The organism is Bradyrhizobium sp. CCGUVB1N3 (assembly GCF_024199925.1).
Lineage (GTDB): Bacteria > Pseudomonadota > Alphaproteobacteria > Rhizobiales > Xanthobacteraceae > Bradyrhizobium.
Genome location: NZ_JANADR010000001.1, coordinates 9,006,100 through 9,026,631 on the forward strand (window position 1 = coordinate 9,006,100; position 20,532 = coordinate 9,026,631).

At 64.3% G+C, this 20,532-nt stretch carries 15 protein-coding genes; 9 read left to right on the forward strand and 6 right to left on the reverse strand.

Annotated features, from left to right (window positions below; translation table 11 throughout):
• Positions 1 to 19 precede the first annotated feature (19 nt).
• On the reverse strand, positions 20 to 1,069 hold the full coding sequence (locus NLM33_RS42540; protein ID WP_254104363.1) for an ABC transporter substrate-binding protein: 1,050 nt from the start codon (positions 1,067 to 1,069) through the stop codon (positions 20 to 22).
• 201 nt (positions 1,070 to 1,270) lie between these two features.
• Here NLM33_RS42540 and NLM33_RS42545 point away from each other — a divergent pair, with 201 nt between their 5' ends.
• The 3 genes from NLM33_RS42545 (at position 1,271) to NLM33_RS42555 (ending at position 5,936) form a co-directional block, all read left to right on the forward strand.
• A complete protein-coding gene (locus NLM33_RS42545; protein ID WP_254104364.1) occupies positions 1,271 to 2,119 on the forward strand; it encodes an IclR family transcriptional regulator in 849 nt (282 codons plus the stop codon).
• 311 nt (positions 2,120 to 2,430) lie between these two features.
• Entirely contained in the window at positions 2,431 to 4,761 is a 2,331-nt protein-coding gene (locus tag NLM33_RS42550; protein ID WP_254104365.1) for a bifunctional salicylyl-CoA 5-hydroxylase/oxidoreductase, read from the forward strand.
• A complete protein-coding gene (locus NLM33_RS42555) occupies positions 4,758 to 5,936 on the forward strand; it encodes an acyl-CoA dehydrogenase family protein (protein ID WP_254104366.1) in 1,179 nt (392 codons plus the stop codon). The genes NLM33_RS42550 and NLM33_RS42555 overlap by 4 nt, the downstream gene beginning before the upstream one ends.
• 19 nt (positions 5,937 to 5,955) lie before the next feature.
• On the opposite strand, the gene NLM33_RS42560 is transcribed toward NLM33_RS42555, so the two are convergent.
• Both NLM33_RS42560 and NLM33_RS42565 read right to left on the reverse strand, forming a co-directional pair.
• On the reverse strand, positions 5,956 to 7,965 hold the full coding sequence (locus NLM33_RS42560) for a bifunctional diguanylate cyclase/phosphodiesterase (protein ID WP_254104367.1): 2,010 nt from the start codon (positions 7,963 to 7,965) through the stop codon (positions 5,956 to 5,958).
• A gap of 297 nt (positions 7,966 to 8,262) precedes the next feature.
• Complete coding sequence (locus tag NLM33_RS42565; protein ID WP_254104368.1) at positions 8,263 to 9,525, reverse strand: caspase family protein; 1,263 nt, start codon at positions 9,523 to 9,525, stop codon at positions 8,263 to 8,265.
• A gap of 128 nt (positions 9,526 to 9,653) precedes the next feature.
• On the opposite strand from NLM33_RS42565, the gene NLM33_RS42570 reads away from it, so the two are divergent.
• Positions 9,654 to 9,887, forward strand: a complete 234-nt coding sequence (locus NLM33_RS42570) for a hypothetical protein (protein ID WP_254104369.1) — start codon at positions 9,654 to 9,656, stop codon at positions 9,885 to 9,887.
• Between the two features lie 233 nt (positions 9,888 to 10,120).
• On the opposite strand, the gene NLM33_RS42575 is transcribed toward NLM33_RS42570, so the two are convergent.
• Positions 10,121 to 11,218: a cyclase family protein gene (locus tag NLM33_RS42575; protein WP_254104370.1), complete on the reverse strand. Its 1,098-nt coding sequence runs from the start codon at positions 11,216 to 11,218 to the stop codon at positions 10,121 to 10,123.
• Positions 11,219 to 11,334: 116 nt separating this feature from the next.
• Here NLM33_RS42575 and NLM33_RS42580 point away from each other — a divergent pair, with 116 nt between their 5' ends.
• Entirely contained in the window at positions 11,335 to 12,393 is a 1,059-nt protein-coding gene (locus tag NLM33_RS42580) for a GTP-binding protein (RefSeq protein WP_254104371.1), read from the forward strand.
• 11 nt (positions 12,394 to 12,404) lie between these two features.
• Here the strand turns inward: NLM33_RS42580 and hisC are convergent, their stop codons facing one another.
• The gene (hisC, locus tag NLM33_RS42585) at positions 12,405 to 13,463 is read right to left on the reverse strand and encodes a histidinol-phosphate transaminase (protein WP_254104372.1); all 1,059 of its coding nucleotides are present in this window, start codon (positions 13,461 to 13,463) and stop codon (positions 12,405 to 12,407) included.
• A gap of 219 nt (positions 13,464 to 13,682) precedes the next feature.
• On the opposite strand from hisC, the gene NLM33_RS42590 reads away from it, so the two are divergent.
• The 4 genes from NLM33_RS42590 to NLM33_RS42605 all read left to right on the forward strand — a co-directional run bounded on the left by NLM33_RS42590 (position 13,683) and on the right by NLM33_RS42605 (position 19,553).
• A complete protein-coding gene (locus tag NLM33_RS42590; RefSeq protein ID WP_254104373.1) occupies positions 13,683 to 15,158 on the forward strand; it encodes an FAD-binding oxidoreductase in 1,476 nt (491 codons plus the stop codon).
• A gap of 131 nt (positions 15,159 to 15,289) precedes the next feature.
• Entirely contained in the window at positions 15,290 to 15,952 is a 663-nt protein-coding gene (locus NLM33_RS42595; protein ID WP_254104374.1) for a TetR/AcrR family transcriptional regulator, read from the forward strand.
• Positions 15,949 to 18,630: a molybdopterin-dependent oxidoreductase gene (locus NLM33_RS42600; protein ID WP_254104375.1), complete on the forward strand. Its 2,682-nt coding sequence runs from the start codon at positions 15,949 to 15,951 to the stop codon at positions 18,628 to 18,630. The genes NLM33_RS42595 and NLM33_RS42600 overlap by 4 nt, the downstream gene beginning before the upstream one ends.
• A complete protein-coding gene (locus tag NLM33_RS42605; protein ID WP_254104376.1) occupies positions 18,627 to 19,553 on the forward strand; it encodes a xanthine dehydrogenase family protein subunit M in 927 nt (308 codons plus the stop codon). Before NLM33_RS42600 ends, NLM33_RS42605 begins: the two co-directional genes overlap by 4 nt.
• An 18-nt stretch (positions 19,554 to 19,571) precedes the next feature.
• On the opposite strand, the gene NLM33_RS42610 is transcribed toward NLM33_RS42605, so the two are convergent.
• Positions 19,572 to 20,354 (reverse strand): IclR family transcriptional regulator, encoded by a 783-nt coding sequence (locus NLM33_RS42610; RefSeq protein ID WP_254104377.1) that lies wholly within the window; start codon positions 20,352 to 20,354, stop codon positions 19,572 to 19,574.
• Between the last annotated feature and the right edge of the window lie 178 nt (positions 20,355 to 20,532).

Genomic DNA, 20,532 nt, shown 5'->3' on the forward strand with positions numbered 1-20,532 from the left:
GACCGTTTTCGGCGCTTACCTACTTTTGAGCCAGAAGCTCGTCAAAGAGCTTCTGATCGTAAGGGGAGTAGATGTAGCCGTCAGCCGGGAAATCCTTCGCCTTGGCCAGATACTGGTCGAGGTTCGAATTATCGATGATCGGCAGAGGAATCTTGACGAAGGCCGGGACATCCTTGCCGGTCAAGGCCTGCACAGCCACGTAGGTCGCAAAAGCGCCAAGCCAATTTGGCTGCATCGTCGCCCAGGCCTTGAGGTTTTTTGCCTTCCACAGTTCGAGGAATTGGCGCGCGTTCTCCCCCGTGATTGGAACTTGTGTGCGGCCTTGTTTGTCAAAGGCCAGAACCGAGCCGGCCGAGAGAGCGCCGCCGAGCGACAAGATTCCCTCGATATCGGGATGGGCGAAGAGAAGATTGGTCACCGCTTCCTGGGCCGGCGCGACGTTATAGGCGGTGTTCGTCTCGGCGAGGATGGTCACATTGGGATTGGCCTTGAGCACCGGCTCGGCGCCTTTGCGGCGGTCATCGCTGACGGAGATGCCGGCCGGGCCGTTCAGCACGAGGATCTTGCCCTTGCCGCCGATCGCGTCGATGAGGAATTTCGCCGCGCTCGCGCCCCACTGCTCCGAATCCGTATTGATCTTGGCGGTGACCTGATCCGTGTCGACGAGGCTGTCGAAATTGATGACGGCGATGCCCTTGGCACAGGCGTCGGCGATCACACGGCCCGGCGCGGAAGACGAGCCGGCAATAAGGATGATCGCATCGACATTGGAATCGATCATCGACTGGATTTGCTGGATCTGGGTGTTGGCGTCGCCTCGGGCATCAGTGACGACGAGTTTCGAGACGAGGCCCTGCTTCTTGAGCTCGTCGACCTCTTTCTCGATCGTCCCCTGCGTCTCCTTCATCCAGGTCGGCACCGAATAGATATCGGCCCAACCGATCGTGAATGGCGGCTTGCGGTCGCCCTTCATGCATTTGGCCGCGGCGGCGGCTTCGCTTGCCGTTCCGATCAAGGCGAATAGGCCAAGGCAAATGGCGCTAACCGCCGACAACGACGACTTCATCATCCTTCTCCCTCCAATGCGCGGCGCGCGGCGGCGCCTTCAAGGCCTGGCGCTGAGCGACGGATCGGCAGGGGCCTCCACAGGCCGATCGCAACGGCTTGCTTCCTGATCTATTCCGCTATAATGGACATAATTTCAATATAGCGGACTTCGAAAAGCTAGCGTCGTTTTAAAAATCGCGCAATAGGCAAGAGACTGAATGGCATGAGGACCGTGGGATTCGCGGTGAAGGGCGCTGAGGTGGCTTCGCAGGCAGCTGAGGACGTAGGCGTCGGCCGGCGCGCGAGGGGGCTCGATCGGTCCTTCGCGATTCTGGACTATCTGCGCGAATTGCGACGGCCGGCTCGACCAAACGAAATCGCGGTCGGCGTCGACGCCCCGAAATCGACGACGTACGAACTCGTCAATCTGATGCTGGCGGCCGGCATTCTCGAATATGCCGACAAGGAGGGCCGCGTTTTTCTTGGCCGCAAATTGTACTTCCTTGGCCTTGCCTATCAGTCGCAGTTCGACCTGACCCGCGAATGCCGGTCGTATCTCGACGAACTCGCCGAGACGACGCGCGAGACGTCTCAGTTGTGCATGCTCGACGGCGACAAATACACGGTTGCGATGATGCGCGAAGGCGCCAGGCCGTTTCGCATCAGCTCAGATGTCGGCGAGAGGATTCCGATTCCCTGGACCGCGTCGGGGCGCCTGCTGGTCTCGCACATGAGCGACGAGCAGATCCTCTCGTTTATTCCAAAGGAAGACTTCGTTCTGTCGAGCGGCTTCAGGCTGGACCCGAGTGCTTTTCTCGCGGATGTTCACAAGGCCCGGGAGGACGGGTTCTTCTCGTTCGACACGCTGGCCGACAATTTCACGCATTGCTTCGCGGCGCCGGTCTTCCACCGCGACGGGATTTGCGCAGCGACTCTCTGCTTGATCGCGCCCCGCGAAGACGCAGCGCGCAACTACGCGCGCTACCGCGACGTTCTCAGTGCCGCCGCGCGGAGCCTCTCCGAAAAGACCGATTCTTCGCCGATCTCAATCGTCAAGGCGGGCGTGGCGTAGCTGTTCCGCGGCTCCTGCTCCTGTCCATCAGCGCAAGTGATGTGAAACAGCGGGAGCATGGCCGGCTCGCAGGGATTCGCTTCTCTGCGCCGGGGGGCTGCGCTTTACCGTCGGCATCGTCCCCAGGACGATCCAAGCCGTTAACAAACCACCGCTTTTCGGCCGCTGCGAGCCATGTGCGGGCTGTTAGGCCCTGGCGCCTTGACAACCCGTGGTCCGGCGAAATATTTTATACTTAAAATAATTTGCCTTTCGGGTTCCGAAAGAGTTTGCAGCTCTCCACACGGCGCGGCGCGCGAAAGCGAGGGATCATGCGCATAGTCTCTATCGGCGGTGGCCCGGCCGGGCTCTATCTGGGCCTCCTGATGAAGCGCCGGCACCCGGAGCACGTCGTCACCGTCGTCGAGCGCAACAAGCCCTACGACACGTTCGGCTGGGGCGTGGTGTTCTCCGATGCGATGATGCAGGCGATGCGGATTGCCGATCCCGAAAGCGCCGCTGAGATCGAGGACGCCTTCAATCATTGGGACGACATTGAGCTCGTCTTCAAGGGGACGCGCCAGCGCACGACCGGCCATGGTTTCATTGGCATCGGACGCAAGCACCTGCTCAACATCCTGCAGCGGCGTTGCGAGGCGCTGGGCGTCGAGCTCGTCTTCGAGCGCGAGGTCGAGTCCGATCTCGAATTCCCCGACGCCGACCTGATCGTCGCTTCCGACGGCGTCAATTCCAGGATCCGCACGCGCTACGCCGAGCAATTCCAGCCCGATATGGCGATCCGGCCAAACCGCTTCATCTGGCTCGGCACCAAAAAACTGTTCGACGCCTTTACGTTCGACTTCCAGAAGACCGAGCATGGCTGGTTCCAGGCGCATATCTACAAGTTCGACGGCGAGACCTCGACCTTCATCGTGGAGACGACGGAGGAGGCCTTCAAGGCTCACGGGCTCGACCAGCTCGACCAGCAGGGCTCGATCGAATTCTGCGAGAAGGTTTTTGCCGAAACGCTGGATGGGGCGAAGCTCCTCACCAACGCACGGCATCTGCGCGGCTCGGCCTGGCTCAACTTCAGCCGCCTGATCTGCGGCAAATGGAGCGTGTTCAATGGCCGGTCCCATGTCGTGCTGATGGGCGATGCCGCGCACACCGCGCATTTCGCGATCGGCTCGGGCACCAAGCTCGCGCTCGACGACGCCATCGAGCTCGCCAATCAGTTCGATCGCCATGGCCACAGCCGCGACAAGGTCGAAACTGTGCTGGAAGCCTACGAGGAGGTGCGCCGCGTCGACGTCGCGCGCATCCAGAATGCTGCCCGCAACGCCATGGAATGGTTCGAGGTGGTCGGCCGGCGCTATGCCGATACGCTCGAGCCGCCGCAGTTCTTCTATTCGATGCTGACGCGCTCGCAACGCATCAGCCACGAGAACCTTCGCCTGCGCGATCGCGCATGGCTGGAAGGTTTTGAGCGCTGGTTTGCCGCGCGCTCAGGTATCGCGGTCAAGGACGGCGAACGCGTGCCGCCGCCGATGCTGACGCCGCACCGCGTGCGTGGGCTTAGCCTTGCGAACCGCATCATGGTCTCGCCGATGGCAATGTATTCGGCGCAGGATGGGCTCATCAACGACTTCCACATCGCCCATCTCGGGGCGCGCGCCATGGGCGGTGCCGGGCTGGTCTTTGCCGAGATGACCTGCGTCTCGCCGGATGCGCGGATCACGCCGGGTTGCCTTGGTCTATGGAACGACGCCCAAGCGGCGCAGTGGCGCCGCCTGGTCGATCTCGTCCATGGCGTAGGACACGCCAAGGTCGGCATTCAGCTTGGTCACGCCGGGCGTAAGGGTGCGACCAGGGTCCCCTGGGAGGGGATCGATCAGCCGCTGGAGTCGGGAGATTGGCCGCTGATCTCCGCATCGCCGTTGTCCTATCTGCCCCATAGCCAGTTGCCGCGGGCGATGGCGCGCAGCGACATGGACCGCGTGCGCGACGATTTTGTCGCCGCAACCCGCCGTGCGGCTGCGGCCGGCGTCGAGTGGCTCGAGCTCCATTGCGCCCATGGCTATCTGCTGTCGAGCTTCCTGTCGCCGTTGACCAACCGGCGGACCGACGAATACGGCGGCAGCCACGACAACCGTGCGCGCTTTCCGCTCGAGGTGTTCAGGGCGATGCGCGCGGCGTGGCCGTCCGATCGCCCGATGTCGGTGCGCCTGTCCTGCCACGACTGGACCGAGGGCGGCAACATGCCGGCCGATGCGGCGATCTTCGCCGCAATGTTCAAGGAGGCGGGCGCCGACGTGATCGATTGTTCGTCGGGACAGGTGTGGAAGGAGGAGCGGCCGATCTATGGACGCCTGTTCCAGACGCCGTTCGCCGACCTGATCCGCAACGAGGTGGGTGTCGAGACCATCGCGGTCGGCGCAATCTCCGAAGCCGATCACGCCAACTCGATCCTCGCCGCAGGCCGCGCGGATCTCTGCGCCATTGCGCGACCACACCTGGCGGATCCTGCCTGGACGCTGCACGAAGCGGCGCGCATCGGCATCACCGCGGTCACCTGGCCCAAGCAATATCTGTCCGCCAAGGGCCAATATGAAACCAATCTCGCCCGCGCCGCAGCAGTGGCCGCGCAGGAGATCTCAAAATGAGCTCCGTTGCCAAGGTGATCAGGCGCGACTGGCTGGACTGGCCGTTCTTCGAACCGCGCCATCAGGCGATCGGCGAGGCGCTCGACCGCTTCGTGCAGTCGGGGGTCCTCGACAAGATCGACCACGCCGATGTCGACGGCGCCTGCCGCAGGCTCGTGCGCGCGATGGGCGAGGTGGGACTGCTCGATTGCGCCGTTGCCGCGCCTGATGGCGGCGCGACAACGATCGACTCCCGCTCGATCTGCCTGTCGCGCGAGTCGCTCGCCTACGCCGATGGGCTTGCCGATTTCGCCTTTGCGATGCAGGGGCTCGGCTCCGGCGCGATCGCGCTCGGCGCCTCGGCGGAGCTGCGCAAGGCCGTGCTGCCAAAAGTTCGATCGGGCGAATGGCTGTCAGCCTTCGCGCTGTCGGAGAAGGAGGCGGGGTCGGACGTTGCGGCCATGTCCTGCGCCGCGCGCGCCGACGGCGACGATTACGTCATCAACGGCGAGAAGACCTGGATATCGAACGGCGGTATCGCCGACGTCTACACGTTGTTCGCGCGAACCGGAGAGGCGCCGGGCGCTCGGGGCATTTCGGCCTTCGTCGTCTTCCCCAGTGATCCCGGCTTCGGCATTGCCGAGCGTATCGACGTCATCGCGCCGCATCCGCTGGCGACGTTGCGCCTTACGAACTGCCGGATCCCGGCGAGCCGTCGGCTTGGTGCGCCCGGAGGCGGCTTCAAGCTCGCCATGCAGACGCTCGACATTTTTCGCGCGTCCGTTGCGGCCGCGGCGCTCGGTTTTGCGCGGCGCGCGCTCGATGAGGCGCTGTCGCACGCGCAGAGCCGGCACATGTTCGATGCAACGCTCGGCGATCTCCAGTTGACCCAGGCCGCGCTCGGCGACATGGCAACCGACACCGATGCCGCAGCGCTCCTGACCTACCGTGCGGCCTGGCGCCGCGACGTTCAGAGGCTTCCAACCACCCGCGAAGCTGCGATGGCGAAGCTGACGGCGACCGAGACCGCGCAGCGCGTCATCGACCGTGCCGTGCAGATGTTCGGCGGACGCGGCGTTCGCAAGGGCGAAATCGTCGAGAGCCTCTATCGCGAAATCCGCGCGCTGCGGATCTACGAGGGTGCGACCGAGGTCCAGAAACTGATCGTCGGGCGCGAGCTATTGAAGCCGCGCTGAGGCGGCAGGCCAGGAGAGTTCAGGCGCTCGCGCGCGCGGCGTCGTCGCCGAGGCGCTGGCGCTCCTCGGTGAGATAGTCAGACACCGCGTCTCTTCGCATCGGCTTTGCGAAATAGTAGCCCTGGATGTAGTCGCAGCCGAGGCGACGGAGGCTTTCGAGCTGCGCGCGTGTCTCGACGCCTTCGACGACGCACGCGATCTCCATGTCCGCGCACAGGCCCGTCAGCGACTTGATGATCTTGTGGCTCACGGGATTGTCGTTGACGTCGGCGACGAAGCTGCGATCGATCTTGAGCTTGTCGAGCGGCAGGCGGTGCACGTGGCTGAGCGAGGAATAGCCGGTGCCGAAATCGTCCAGCGAGATGCCGCAGCCCATCGCCTTGAGCGTGGCGATCGATTGCTGCGCCCGGACGAAATCGAAGGTGACCGCAGTCTCCGTGATCTCGAAATCGATCCGCCGCGGCGGCACGCCGCTCTTCTCGATCACCGCGATCAGCGGCAGGATGCCGTCGGACGAGCAGATGTCGTGGGCCGACAGGTTGAACGACAGGCTGATATCGTCGGGCCAGGTCTTGGCTGTCGCGAGCGCGCGAACCAGCAGCGCCTGCGTCAGGCTGCGGATCAGGCCGATGCGCTCGGCGGCGGGGATAAAGTCGGCCGGCGAGACGAGGCCGAGCCGCGGACTGTGCCAGCGCGCCAGCGCCTCGAATCCCGCCGTGCGCTCGCTCATCGCGTCGACGATCGGCTGGAAGACGAGCTCCATCTCCGCGTCGAAGTCGGCGGTGCGCAACAGGTTCTCGATGACGCCGCGGCTGCGGATCTCCGCTTCCAGCTCGCTCGAGAAGATCACGGTGCGGCCGCGCGCGTGGCGCTTGGCGTGGTAGAGCGCATAGTCGGCGCATTCGTAGAGGGCTTCCGCATCCGTCGCCGAGCGCGGATACAGCGCGAATCCGATCGAGCAGGAGAGCCCGGTATGCGCCGTGTCGAGCTGATAGGGCAGCCTGACGCGGTCACCGATCCGCGCGCCGAGTTCGGCGAGATCATCCTCACTGGGATCGCCGCTCACCACCAGACCGAATTCGTCCCCGCCGAGTCGCGCGAACTCGACGCGATGCGGGCCAAAACCTTCGCAGACCTCGCGGATGCGGCGGCCGGCTTCGATCAGCACGCGGTCGCCGACGGTGTGGCCGTAATTGTCGTTGATCGGCTTGAAGCCGTCGAGATCGATGATCCCGACCGCGAGCCGGATCTGCCGGCGCTCAGCATCGCCAAAGGCGCTGGCGAGCTCGGCGAAGAAGCGGCGGCGGTTCGGCAGCTCGGTCAGGGAATCGAGATTGGCGAGGCGGAAATTTTCGTCCGAGAGCGCCTGCGTCGCGGCCTGCTGCGCGAGTAGCGATTTGCGGGATGCAACGAGATCGGCGAAGTCGCGGTAGTAGATGAACAGCACTGTTATCAACGCGCCGGACACCAGGAGGTCGTTGACCGCTATCGCCATTAGCGTCGGTTCACCCGTCGCGAAGTAGAAGATGACGTAGGGAATATCGACGAGCAGTGTGACGATTAGGGCGGCAGAGCGCAGATGCATCAGCGAGAAGATGCAGCCGATCACCGTCACCGCCATGTAGAAGGCGACATGGCTCTTGGCGAAGGGATCGCCGTATGGGTAGAGCGCGAAGGACCAGGCGGTGAATCCTACCGCGATCGGAACGGTGAGCCAGTTGGTGGCGCGCAGGTTGCGCAGGATGTCCGCATCGCTGCGCACGAGATGGCGCTGGCGCAGCCACCAGAATGTCCGCACTGCCGCGAGCACGGTCAGCACCGAGGGCACCGCCATCGTCAGCCAGGCCGGGGCGAGCGGCACATAGGTATAGGCAACCGCGAGCGTGTTGGTGATCAGGATGAAGTAGAGCAGCGGAATCTGCTTCGAGAAAGCGTCGAACTGGGCGCGCGTCAGGTCGGGGTTGTCGGCGGGCACGCGAAACAGCCGCACCGCCGCCGCAAGGTGAGATTTCAAATCAGCAACAGGCATTGAAAAACGAGCCCCAGTCCGCGAAAGTGTCCCGAGAAAGTCTTTTGAAACGCGCGCGATCTTGCATGGGACGGGTAAAGGGCGGGTTAGACTGGTTCCATGCAGGAACCTCCGGGGGGCGTCTGAAGCCCCGCACTTCTACTGGCGTGGCGCGCGGTTGAGGTGGCGTTAAGGATAGTGACCGCAGCCGGTGGCCGTTTGCGCCGCCAATTTCGCAATATCGGCGCCGTTACGTTCTGCTAACTATGTGCATCGAGTGATGGATTGTCGTTTGTTTCGACGCATGGGCCCCGTGCCTCACTGCAAGCTGCGCTTCCAGTAGCCGGTGCCGAGCTTGCCGGTGATGACGGCGGTGGCATCGCGGATTTCGTAGGAGCCGGCGTCGACGTAACCCGAAAGACCCTTCAAGGCGTGCAGCGACCAACGGCCGTTCATGGCGGCAATCGTGCCCTCATGCGCCGGCGCAGCGCGCCGTCCCTCGGCGTGGAACGCATAGGTGCCATCGCCCATGATGCGCCACGTCCAGCGCGACATCCCGCGATCATTCGGCACCATGATCTCCCAGGTGCCGACCAGTGCGGGGTCGATGACTGATGCGACGGGTGCCGGCGCCGCCCCGATCGATGGTGCGGTATTCGCCTGTTTCGTGGTTGCTTGCTCGGCTGCAGATGGCGCGCCCGCGAGATAGATCGCCCGGCGCGAGAGCGAACCGTAGACGAAGGGCTGCTGCTCGTTGCGTGTTGCCTCCATGACGTCGTCACGCACGTTGCGAAACATGAAGGTGATCTCGACGCCAGGCATCTCGATGTTGTGCAGCAGCGCGGTGGTGAACGGGCTGTTGCGGCCGTCGCCGTCGAGCGCGGTCGTGCCGTCGCGCGCGGCATAGGCGACCAAGACGTTGCCGGCAGGCTCGATGCGGCCGAGGCCGTTCGTCGCCGCCGCACGCAGCGCCAGCGACCGCTGCATCTTCGCCGCGAACGGGTTGTTGCGGCAGGCATCGAGGATGACGAGGCCGAGGCTCGTGGCGCTCGCGACCTGCAACGTCACGCTGCGCAGGCTGATCGCCTCGTTGGCCGCGTCGGTGTCTTTCTTCAATTCGGCATCGACCGGGATCAGCCAGTTCTCGCCGCTGATCTCCATGCCGTGGCCGGCGAAATACACCGCCGCCATGTCGGCGTCCGCCGCGTCGCGGCCGAGCGCGATCAAGCCTCGGCGCATGTTGTCGAAGGATGCATCCCTGAGGAAAGTCACGGCGAAACCGAGACGTTTGAGCGCGGCGGCGACGTCGCCGGCATCGTTCGACGGATTGGACAGCGCCGGCGCGTTCTTGTAGGCGCCGTTGCCGATCACCAGCGCCACGCGCTTGCCGTCGGCCGACGCCGGCGCCACGGCGACCCTCGCGAGCGCAGCGGCAATGACAAATCCGAGAAAAAGCCGGCGGCGGTTCATGATGGCCCCGATCGGAGGTCGTAATAACACGGAGACTGAGACGGCGAGAGCAGCATTCGAAACCGATGCGAACGGGAACCGAAACCGGATCGCAACAAGCGCGGCGTCCATTCGCCCGATGGGTTAACCGAGGAGCAAAAAATAGTTCTGATTCATAATCATGATGGCTCAGATGCAGAAATAGAAAATAAGCTAGGGAAAATACGGCAAGAAAGTAGGCCGAAAATACGGAGGTAGGAATGGAAACCGTGCGCCGCTTGCGTGCCATGGCTTCGCTCTGCCGACAGAGCGCTGCATATCGTCCTGACGGAAGCTGGAAGCTGCTCGCTGAGGCGGAATACTGGGAGCACGCAGCAGACGCTGCCCTGCAGGAGCATTTCAGGGAGTGTACGGCCAGCTCGAATGAGCTGGTGCAGCCACAACAAACTGCCAATGCCAATCAGATGCGTGAGGGCAAGATTGTGGCAGCGTGAACGCTGTCAGTGCGTATGGCTGGAGTTTCTCGCTCCCCATTTTCTTTGATCCGAAGCAGACAATTCCTTTCGCGTCACGGCGTCAGCATTCCTGCGTATCCACGGCTCGCCTCCAAAATCATCGTCGTATCTGACTACGAAGGCGACGGAACGGCGGGTCGATCTGTCGCGGCCGATAGCAGCAGCCCAAGCGCGCGCGGGCGGTGCTCCGCCCGCGCGCCGATGCGTGTGTGTCACGTGATCGCGATCGGGCAGCCGTTGCTTCCCGTGGCGCCCTTGATGGGGGCGGGGGTGAAGCAATAGACGAACTGATACTTCTTGTCGGCGATCAGCTCGTCGAAGATCAGGTTCTCGTGGTTGTGGATGCCGTGCTTGGTTTGCAGCTCGGCATGCACCACGAAGGCGAGCGACTTGTCGGGATTGGGCACCACTTCGACCGCCCAGGTGTCGGCCGCAGTGAGCGCGAGATCCTTTTCGATCACCCATCGCGCAGCGTCCAGCCCGATGCCCGGTTCGCCGCTATTGAAGCGATCATTGTTCTTCATCCAGAGCGAGCCCCAGCCGGTGTGGAACATGATCGCGTCGCCCGGCTTGATATCGCCCTCCGACATGTTCTGCTTGGCCAGCGCCGCCTTGATGTCAGCCGACGTGATCTCCTGGCCCGCGTCCATCATCCCGCCCTTCAGCGCGACCATGTCGATCAGATGGGCGCGGGTGAACAGCGGCTTGAGTTTCTCGACACCGAGCTTCTTCAGGCCATAGGCGTCGCTGATCTCCGCGGCGGTGTGACCGTTGTAAAACCGCATCTCGCTCTTGTCGCCGTCCTTGCCGAGTTGAATGCCGATGTGGCCGAGACCGTCGAACTGCGTGCCGGTCTGGCCGATCTCGGTGGTCAGAAACTCGTCGTGATAGACGAGCTTGTTGTCGCCGAACGGACCGCCGGTCGGCCCGCCCGGAATACGCAGCGTGAATACGCGCGGACCGAACAGCGGCATGCCGCCTTCGTAGACGCGGCCGATCTTGTAGATCTTGCCGTCCTTGATCCATTTCGCCGCATCGAGGACTTTTTCCGGGGTGATGTGGTTGGAGGCGCCGGCCTCGTCTTCCTCGCCCCATTTCGAGGGCCACCATGGCTTGTCTGTTCCCTTGGGCATGGAGGTGGGAGTCTGCGCCTGGGCTTCGCTGACCGGTGCGAGTGAGAATTTGCCATGCATCGTGCCCGCGAGCGCCGCCCCTGCAGCGCCGGCGAGGCCTGCCGTGCGGAGCAAGGTCCGACGATCGGTCGTCGTCATTCCGCCTTGCTGTTCTTCGCCCTTGATTTCATTAGGCATTTCACTCTCCCAGGTTGTGGCCCAGAGAAGCCGGGCTCTAAAATTGTTTTCGGCATGCTCCTCCTACGTTAGGTTGTTGTCCAGCGACAAAAATAAGACGGCAAAAGGGCACGCCGATGAGCCTGTTCGAGACCGACAAATCCGCCGCGCGGCTTCCGGTGTCGTTGATCACCGGCTTTCTCGGCAGCGGGAAAACCACGCTGCTCAATCATTTGCTGCGCGACGACGCAATGAAGGACAGCGCGGTCATCATCAACGAATACGGTGAAGTCAGTCTCGATCATCTCCTCGTCGAGCGCGTCGATGGCGAGGTGGCCGTGCTTGCGAGCGGTTGCATCTGCTGTACCGTCCGCAGCGATCTCGAGGAGACGTTGCGCGGGCTCCTGGTGCGGCGCGACCGTGGCGAGGTGCCGCCGTTCCGTCGCATCCTCATCGAGACCACGGGACTCGCCGATCCAGCGCCGATCGTGCAGCTCCTGCTGAACAATCCGTTGGTCTCGCATTTCCTGCGGCTCGATGCCGTCGTGACCACGGTGGATGCCGTCAACGCCGCGCATCAGCTCGACCGCCAGTACGAGGCGGTGAAGCAGGTCGCGCTCGCCGACCGGCTGCTGATCACCAAGGGTGACCTAGCTAGCGACAGCGCCGCGCTGGAAGCGCGTCTGCGCCGGCTCAATCCCGGTGCCGGAATCGAACGCGTGGCGCATGGCCGGATCGATTCATCTCGGCTGTTTGGCGCTGGCCTCATCGATCCCGAGAAGAAGACCGTCGACGTCGCGCGCTGGCTCAACGAGCGGGCGTTCGTGAGGTCCCGCGAGGCAGAGCACGCGCACGCCGGCCAGGCAAACGATCACAACCATCACCATCACGACGCGTCGATCGCCAGCTTCATGCTTGCCTTCGACGAACCGCTCGACTGGATGGCGGTCTCGAACTGGCTCGCGCATCTGCGCTCCGGGCGAGGCGAGGACCTCCTGCGCGTCAAGGGGATACTCAACCTCCGCGGCGAGCCGATGCCGGTCGCGGTCCACGGTGTGCACCACGTTTTCCATCCGCCGGTGGCGCTCTCAAGATGGCCCGACGCCGACCGCCGCTCGCGCATCGTGTTCATCACCCGCAACATCGCGCGCGAAGAAGTGCTGGCGCTCTGGCATGCCGTTCGCGCGGCAGCGTGAGGGGACGCGAGCTAGCGCGTGATCAGACTGCGCAGCTCCGTAATCAGCCGGCCACACTGCGCCTCCGTGCCGATCGTGATGCGCAGGAAGTTCTCGATGCGCGGTTTTTTGAAATGCCGGACCAGGACGCCGCGTTGCCGAAGCGCAGCCGCGAGATCGGCGCCGCCGTGGCTCCGATGGCGCGCGAAGACGAAGTTGGCCTGCGACGGCAGCACCTCGAAGCCGAGCCCGGAGAGGTCACGCGTCAGCGTTTCGCGGTTCGCCATGATGTGCGTGCGCGTCTCCTGAAACCACGCCTCGTCCTCGATGGCAGCAGTGGCGCCCGCGAGGGCAAGGCAATCGACGGGGTAGGAGTTGAAACTGTCCTTCACCCGCTCCAGCGCCTCGATCAGTGGCCGCTGCCCGATCGCAAAGCCGACCCGCAGGCCGGCGAGCGCCCGCGATTTCGAGAAGGTCTGGATGACAAGCAGATTGTCGTGGCGCGCAACGAGCGGCACGGCGCTCTCGGCGCCGAAATCGACATAGGCTTCGTCGACCACCACGAGCTGATCCGGATGCTCGATGAGCAGCTCCGTGATTGCATCGCGCGGAAGGCCGATGCCGGTCGGTGCGTTCGGATTGGAGAGAAGGATCGCGCTGCATGGCCGCCGGTAGTCGGCAATCTGCACCCGCATCGCGGCATCGAGCGGCACCTCCTCGTGAGCGACACCATAGAGGCCGCAATAGACGGGGTAGAAGCTGTAGGTGACGTCGGGAAACAGGAGCGGCGCGTCGTGCTTCAATAGCGCCTGGAAGGTATGGGCCAACACCTCATCCGAGCCGTTGCCGACGAACACCTCCTCGGGCGCGACTTTGTGGTGGGCGGCGATCGCCTCGCGCAGGCGCGATGCGCGCGGATCGGGATAGAGGCGGAGCCGCTCCGCAGCCGATGCGATCGCCGCGAGCACGCGCGGCGAGGGCGGATAGGGATTCTCGTTGGTGTTGAGCTTGACGACGCCATCCTGCTTGGGCTGCTCGCCCGGCACGTAGGGCGACAAGTTGTGGACGACGGGACTCCAGAAGCGGCTCATGATCTCGGACCTGGGGAATGATCCGATCACAGTAGGGTAAGCCGGTCGTGGGCGGAAGCCCCGCTCGTGTTCGAGGCTCGAACCTGATCTGCGCAAACATCGGCGGTCGGCACGTTCCTGCAAGCGAAGGCTTCGTGCTAGGGTCAGCGTCCAAGGTCGAAAACGACTGACAACAACGAAGGCCGGCGCGTTCAAGCCAGGCTCTAAAGAGAGGAACACATGCCGGGTGCAGCCCTTCCCACCGATCCCTCCGTTCCAGGCGCATCGGTAACGGCGGCCATCCTCGACGCCTTGCGGGAAATCGTGGGTGACAAGGGCCTGATCCTCGACGAGCGCGACAAGCAGCCCTTCGTGACCGAGTGGCGCGGGACGCTGGCCGGGCAGGCCGCAGCGGTCGTGCGTCCGGCCAATACGGCCGAGGTCTCCAAGGTCGTAAAGCTCTGCTACGACAACGGCATCGCCATCGTGCCGCAGGGCGGCAACACCGGCTTGATGGGCGGTGCCACCCCGTGGCCAACGCATCGCGGCATCCTGCTGTCGCTCGGCCGGATGAATCATGTGCTGAACGTCGATCCGGTCGGTTACTCCATGACCGTGGAAGCCGGCTGCATCCTCGAGACGCTCCAGGAGACGGCGGCGCGCCACGACCGCTTCTTTCCGCTGAGCCTCGGGTCTCAGGGCTCATGCATGATCGGGGGTAATCTGTCCACCAATGCCGGCGGCGTGCAGGTGCTGCGCTATGGCAATGCGCGCAACCTGGTTTTGGGCCTCGAGGTCGTGCTGCCGAACGGCGACGTCTGGGATGGGCTGCGCGCGCTCAAGAAGGACAATACCGGCTACGACCTCAAGCATCTCTTCATGGGCGCCGAGGGCACGCTCGGCATCATCACTAAAACGGTGCTGAAGCTGTGGCCGGCGCCGAAGGACGTGTGCACGGCGTGGCTGGCGATCCGCGATCCGCAGGCCGCCATCGAGATCCTCTCGGAAGCATACGTCGCCTCCGACGACAATGTCGGCTCCTGCGAGCTCATGAGCCGCGCCTGCATCGACATGGTGCTGCGCCACATCCCCGGCACGCAGGATCCGCTCAAGGCGGAGACGGAATGGTACCTCCTGCTCGAATGGTCGTCATCCCGGCCGCGGCTGGACGGCAGCGCCGGCATGTCGGAGAAGATGGAGCAGTTTCTGGCCGATCAGTTGGAAGCGGGCCGCCTGCTCGACGCGGTGATCGCCCAGACAGAGGCGCAGTCGCGCAACATGTGGCGTATTCGTGAAAGCGTGGCCGAGGCCGCACGTGCCGAAGGGCCCGGCCTCAGCTGCGACGTGTCGGTCGCGATCTCCAGAATCCCTGAATTCATCGACAAGGGCCTCAAGGCCGTCCTCGACATCCTTCCGACGATCCGCCCCTATCCGCTCGGCCATATCGGGGACGGCAATCTGCACTTCTCCTTCATGGGTCCGAAGGGCATGAACCGCGAGACGCTCACGCTATATTCCCCCGCGATCACGAGGAGCGTGAACGACATCATCGCCTCCATGGCCGGCTCGATCTCCGCGGAACACGGCATCGGCATCGAGAAGATCGACCAGCTCGCGCACTACCGCTCGAAGACCGAGCTCGACGTCATGCGCACGATCAAGCGGGCGCTCGATCCGAAGAACATCATGAACCCGGGCAAGATCCTGCGGCTCTGATGCGCGCCTGGCGAACCGGAGGTTGCCGAAACCGCGAGGAAGACCGTGCCTCTCGCCCGACGGCAACGGTGCGCCGCGGCACTCACCAAGTCGCGATTTGACAATTTGTCATATTTTGTCAAAATCGACAAATGGGACCGAAAACGCGCATTCTCGACGCGACCATGCTGGTGTTTCGCCGCCACGGCTTTCGCCGCTCCTCGATCGAGCAGGTGGCCGAGGCCGCCGGCCTGACGCGGCAGGCGCTCTATCATCATTTCGAATCCAAGGAAGCGCTGTTCCGCGCCGTCATCGCGCGCGTGCACGAGACCGCCATTGCGGCCGAGGAGGCCGCAATCGGCGGGGCTGAAAAGGCGGGTCACGGCTTCGCCGACATTCTCGTCGCCGGCATGACGGCACGGATGCAGGCCATGATCGCGTCCTTCGACGGCTCGCCGCATATCGAGGAGCTGTATTCCGAGCACCTCGTGCATGGGCGTGACCTCTACCAGAAATATGCAGTGCTCTATGCGGAGCGGCTGGTCGCGACGATCGCGCGGGTTGCGCGCAAGCAGAAGCTTGCGCTTCCGCAGGGGCTGTCGGCGGCCGAGTTCGCGCGGCTCGTCGAAATGGCCGTGCATGGATCGAAGTCGCAGCATCCGGCGATGCAGCCGGCGGATGCCTTCCTGAAAGACATGGCGGTGATGGTGCGGACGCTCTGCGCCGGCGCCGTCCCGAAATCGCAGGAGCAGCCCGCGAGCAAGGCCGGGACCAGAGCGCGATCCTCACGCAGCAAAGCCGGAGCACGTCCATGAATACGATGACCATCAATGGCCGCATCGAGCCCCTGCCTGAAGATCCCGATGCGCTGCTTATCGATGTCGTGCGCGATCAGCTCGGTCTCACCGGCACCAAGCTCGTCTGCGGTGGTGGTGTCTGCGGCGCCTGCACGGTGCTCGTCGACGGCGTGCCGGTCACGAGCTGCCTGATGCCGGCGCGTGCCGCCGCTGGAAAATCCGTGACGACTGTGGAAGGCATTGGCGCACAGGAGCTGCACCCGGTGCAGAAGGCGTTCATGGCGCATGACGCCTTGCAATGCGGCTTCTGCACGCCCGGCTTCATCGTGGAGGCGGCTGCGTTCTGCGATCGCTGGCGCGCCGTAAAGGGGGCGGCCGTGCCTTCGCGTGAGGAGATCGGCGCCGCGCTGTCGGGCCATCTCTGCCGCTGCGGCGCCTATGACGCGATCTTTCACGCGGTGGCGGATACCTGTGCCGGCCGTTTCGACGGCGATCATTTCGCAAGTCCACGCATCGAGGCGCGCGACAAGGTGACGGGCGCAGCAAAATACACCGTAGATATCAGGCATGACGGCCAGCTCGAGGGCGTGATCCTGCGCTCCCGCGACGCGCATGCGCGCATCACCGCGCTCGACCTCGCCCCGGCGCGCGCTCTAGGCGGCGTCACTGCAGTGTCGCTGCTGTCCGACGATCGCATCGTGCGCTATGTCGGCGAGCCGATCGCGGCGGTCGCGGCGAAGGACCGCAGGACTGCGCTCGCCGCGCTTGCTGCGATCAAGCCGACCAGCGAACCGCTGCCCGCGGTGATCGGGCTCGACGCGGCGCGGAAAGATGATGCGCCCCTGGTGTTCGACCGAGCTAGCCGCAAGAGAGCGGGCAATGTCTCGGAAGCGGCGGGCGGGCCTGCGCCATGGAAGCAGAACGTTCGCGGGCCGACGTCGGTGTTTGCCAAGCGCGCCAAGAGAGCGCGCAACTGGGTGAACGAGGCGCGCCAGGCCAACAACCGTCTTCTCGTCGAGGGGACATTCCGCACCGGCACGCAGCAGCATGCCTGTCTCGAGCCGCATGCCGCGGTTGCGCGTTTCGATGGCGAGGAGTTGACGGTGCATGCCTCGTCCCAGTGGGTGGTCCATCTGAAGGAGCAGATCGCAAAGCGCTTCAAGCTCGATCCTGCGCGCATCCGCGTGATCGCCGATCATGTCGGCGGCGGTTTCGGCTCGAAGGCGAGCATCGGCGCCGAGACGATTGCCGCGGTCGAGCTCGCACGCGCGGCGAATGCGCCGGTAAGGGTTACCTACGACCGGCATGAAGAATTGTCGGTCGCCGGCTATCGTCCGGCCGCGGAGGTGAAGGTCGCCCTGTTGCCCTCCGATCGGGGCGAGTTGAAAGCGCTCTCCGTCACGGCGCATGCTGATACGGGCGCTGCGATCAACTCGACGATCGCGGGTCTCGCACGGCTGATGTATCCGGCCGAGGCCAAGGATCTGTCGGATTTCGACGTCATCAGCAATCTGCCGCCGGGTGCGGCGTTCCGTGGGCCCGGCGGTCCGCCGATGGCATTTGCGGTGGAGCAGGCGGTCGACGAGGCCGCCCTGCGGCTCGCCGTCGATCCGATTGCCTTGCGCAAGCGCTGGGATCCGGATCCCAATCGGCAAAGGCTCTATGACTGGGCCTTGAGCCTCGACGTCTGGCGCAATCGGAGCTCGGCCGGGAGCGGTCGCTATCGCCGCGGCGTTGGCGTGGCGACCGGCTACTGGTTCTATCTCTGGCAGCCCAAGGTCAAGGTCGAGATCGCGGTCAAGGGCGGCCGCATCGTTGCATCGACTGCGACGCAGGATATCGGGACCGGCACCCGCAGCGTTCTGGCCGATACGGTCGCTCGCGAATTCGATCTCGAGGCGAGCGAGGTCGAGGTGCGCATCGGCGACTCGTCGCTCCCCGAAGGCCCCGGCTCCGGTGGCAGTCGCGTCACCGCCTCGGTGCTGCCGCCGACGCTTACGGCGATCCAGAAGTTGAAAGCCGCGCTCCTGGAGCAAGCCACGCGCAAGCCCGCACCGGGCTCGAATGCGCCATGGCGTGAGCTGATCGCGCGCTCGGGAGATATCGCTATCTCGGAGACGCGTGGCGAGGACGGGAAGAACACGGCGCCTGGCATCCGATCGCCGCTCAAGGACCTCGGGCTTCTCGGCGTGGTGTTCGGCTGGATGATGCGCCGCAACTCGAACCTCGTCATCGGCGCGGGCGTGCCGAGCTCGGTGCAGGTGATCGAAGTCGAGGTCGATACCTGGCTCGGTCACGTGCGCGTGCTCAAGGTGCACACGGGGATAGCGGTCGGGAAGATCGCGGCGCCTCGGCTCGCGCACAGCCAGGCCTGCGGTGCGGTGATCCAGGGGCTCGGCTACGCGCTTTACGAGGCGCGCGAGGTCGATCCGCTCAGCGGCGACGTCCTGACCGCCGGCATGGAGGATTATCGCATCCCCGGCATTGCGGATACGCCCGAGATCGACGTGCATTTCGACGAGGGCGGTTTTGATCACGTGCTTGGCAACAGCGTCGGCATCGGTGAGGTGGCGACGGTACCGACGTCGCCTGCAGTCGCGAACGCGATTTTCAATGCGATTGGCGTTCGCCTAGCCGAAATTCCGATCCGGCCCGACCGTATCGTCGCCGCCTTGAAGGGGAGAACTGCGGCATGAACGCCTCGTCAGCAGAGATCGCGGGTATCGCACCCGAATTCCGCGCCGCCGGCACGGATCTGTCCGAGCGCCGCCGCAGCGGGGTGTCCCGTGGGCCCATCGTCGATCTCTCCGCGACATCAGGCACGATCGGGATCGACTGGGCTGCGGACGGCTCGGCCCGCATCGGCGCATTCACCACGATCGCGGCGATCGCGTCCGATGAGCGCATCCGGGATGCCTATCCCGGCATCGCCGCCGCCGCGCAAGGCCTCGCCACGCCGCAGATCCGGCATCTGGCAACGCTCGGCGGCAACCTCGCTCAGCGTTCGCGTTGCTGGTATTTCCGCAATCCGCAGATCGGCTGTCTCAAGAAGGGCGGCTCCGACTGCCCGGCGCGATCGGGTAATCATCTCTATCACGCGGCATTCGATCTCGGGCCTTGCGTGGCCCCGCATCCGTCGACCATGGCCATGGCGCTGCTCGCCTATGATGCGACGATCACGACAGACCGGCGCATCCGATTGTCGCTGCCTGAACTCATCGGCGACGGCACCAACGGCGCCGCAGATAATGCGCTCGAGCCGGGCGAAAGGATCGTGGCCATCTCGCTTCCGGCACCGCTCGCCTCCGAGCGCGCCCACTACAAGCGCGCCATCAGCCGCAGTTATGCGGAATGGCCGCTGGTCGAAGTTTGCGCGCGCGTCGTGGTATCTGGCGGTATCTTCCAGCATGTCCGCATCGCCGCCGGTGGGGTCGCCCCGGTGCCGCTGCGGCTGACGGCGTGCCAGGCGGCGTTGGAGGGAAAGCCGACAAACGCAGAAATCATCGCACAAGCCGCGCAGCTCGCAACATCAGGGGCAAAGCCGCTGCCGATGACCGGCTATAAGCTCGACCTGTTGGTTGGCCTGGTGCGGGACGTGGTGGAGCGGATTGCGAAGTAGGTTGGCCGACCCTCGCGCTCATCCACCGTCGTCATCGTCCTGCAGGATCGTGTCCGACAGGAGCGCGGCGGCCTTCTGAAGCGGGCCGATGAAACGGTCGAGTTCGGCGAAGCTCACGCGCGCTGCCGGGACCGAGACGCCCAGGCACGCGATCAGCTCACGGTCCGGCGACAGGATGGGGACGGCACATCCAACCACGCCCTTGACGTACTCCTCGTTGGTCTTGGCCCAGCCGCGAGCGCGCGTCTCCTCGAGCACCTTCATCAATGCGTCGTAGTCTGCGATCGTCGTATCCGTAAATTTCGTCAGCGCGAGCGCGCGGCACAGCTTCTCGCGCGCTTTCTCCGGCAAGCGGCTCATGTAGATCTTGCCTGTCGACGTACAGTGCAGCGGCGCCGCTTCGCCCGGATTGAATTGCAGTCCCTGCGGTTGCGAGACGCGGACGCTGTCGACATAGGCCACCATGTTGTCGCGCACGACGCCGATCTCGCATTGCTCGCCGATTTCGCCGGCGACCGCGCGCAGCACGGCATGCCGGCGCGCGGTGCGGAATGCAGCGCCGATGACCTTCGCGGACAGGGTGACGAGCTGATTGCCGACCACATAGCGCTTGGTCCCGAGCGCCTTCTGGAGAAGGCCGCGTTCCTCAAGGTTTCCGATCAACCGGTGCGCGGTCGGAAGCGGTAGGGCGAGCGCCTGGGCGATCTCCGCGACTGACGCGGCTTTGGTTTGACCGGCGACGTGCCCGACGATGGCAAAGGCGCGATCGAGTGGTCCGTCGGTCTTGGCTGGCTCCGCCATGGGCGCCTCCTTTAGTCGAGGCAATAAATTATCATTTTTCGGAATAAAAACTATTGAAATATGAAAAATACATTAGACGATTTCCCCTCGCTGCTCATATCGTTGGCTTCGCCGGCCGGTGACCAGGATTTGTGCAGTGCGAACTGGGTCCCCGTGGCGGCGCGCCGAACAGGAGAGT

Bases quoted from the DNA above. Each gene is read 5' to 3' on its own strand.
- NLM33_RS42540 (WP_254104363.1), bottom strand. From the start codon at position 1,069: ATGATGAAGTCGTCGTTGTCGGCGGTTAGCGCCATTTGCCTTGGCCTA.
- NLM33_RS42545 (WP_254104364.1), top strand. From the start codon at position 1,271: ATGAGGACCGTGGGATTCGCGGTGAAGGGCGCTGAGGTGGCTTCGCAG.
- NLM33_RS42550 (WP_254104365.1), top strand. From the start codon at position 2,431: ATGCGCATAGTCTCTATCGGCGGTGGCCCGGCCGGGCTCTATCTGGGC.
- NLM33_RS42555 (WP_254104366.1), top strand. From the start codon at position 4,758: ATGAGCTCCGTTGCCAAGGTGATCAGGCGCGACTGGCTGGACTGGCCG.
- NLM33_RS42560 (WP_254104367.1), bottom strand. From the start codon at position 7,965: ATGCCTGTTGCTGATTTGAAATCTCACCTTGCGGCGGCGGTGCGGCTG.
- NLM33_RS42565 (WP_254104368.1), bottom strand. From the start codon at position 9,525: ATGGACGCCGCGCTTGTTGCGATCCGGTTTCGGTTCCCGTTCGCATCG.
- NLM33_RS42570 (WP_254104369.1), top strand. From the start codon at position 9,654: ATGGAAACCGTGCGCCGCTTGCGTGCCATGGCTTCGCTCTGCCGACAG.
- NLM33_RS42575 (WP_254104370.1), bottom strand. From the start codon at position 11,218: ATGCCTAATGAAATCAAGGGCGAAGAACAGCAAGGCGGAATGACGACG.
- NLM33_RS42580 (WP_254104371.1), top strand. From the start codon at position 11,335: ATGAGCCTGTTCGAGACCGACAAATCCGCCGCGCGGCTTCCGGTGTCG.
- hisC (WP_254104372.1), bottom strand. From the start codon at position 13,463: ATGAGCCGCTTCTGGAGTCCCGTCGTCCACAACTTGTCGCCCTACGTG.
- NLM33_RS42590 (WP_254104373.1), top strand. From the start codon at position 13,683: ATGCCGGGTGCAGCCCTTCCCACCGATCCCTCCGTTCCAGGCGCATCG.
- NLM33_RS42595 (WP_254104374.1), top strand. From the start codon at position 15,290: ATGGGACCGAAAACGCGCATTCTCGACGCGACCATGCTGGTGTTTCGC.
- NLM33_RS42600 (WP_254104375.1), top strand. From the start codon at position 15,949: ATGAATACGATGACCATCAATGGCCGCATCGAGCCCCTGCCTGAAGAT.
- NLM33_RS42605 (WP_254104376.1), top strand. From the start codon at position 18,627: ATGAACGCCTCGTCAGCAGAGATCGCGGGTATCGCACCCGAATTCCGC.
- NLM33_RS42610 (WP_254104377.1), bottom strand. From the start codon at position 20,354: ATGGCGGAGCCAGCCAAGACCGACGGACCACTCGATCGCGCCTTTGCC.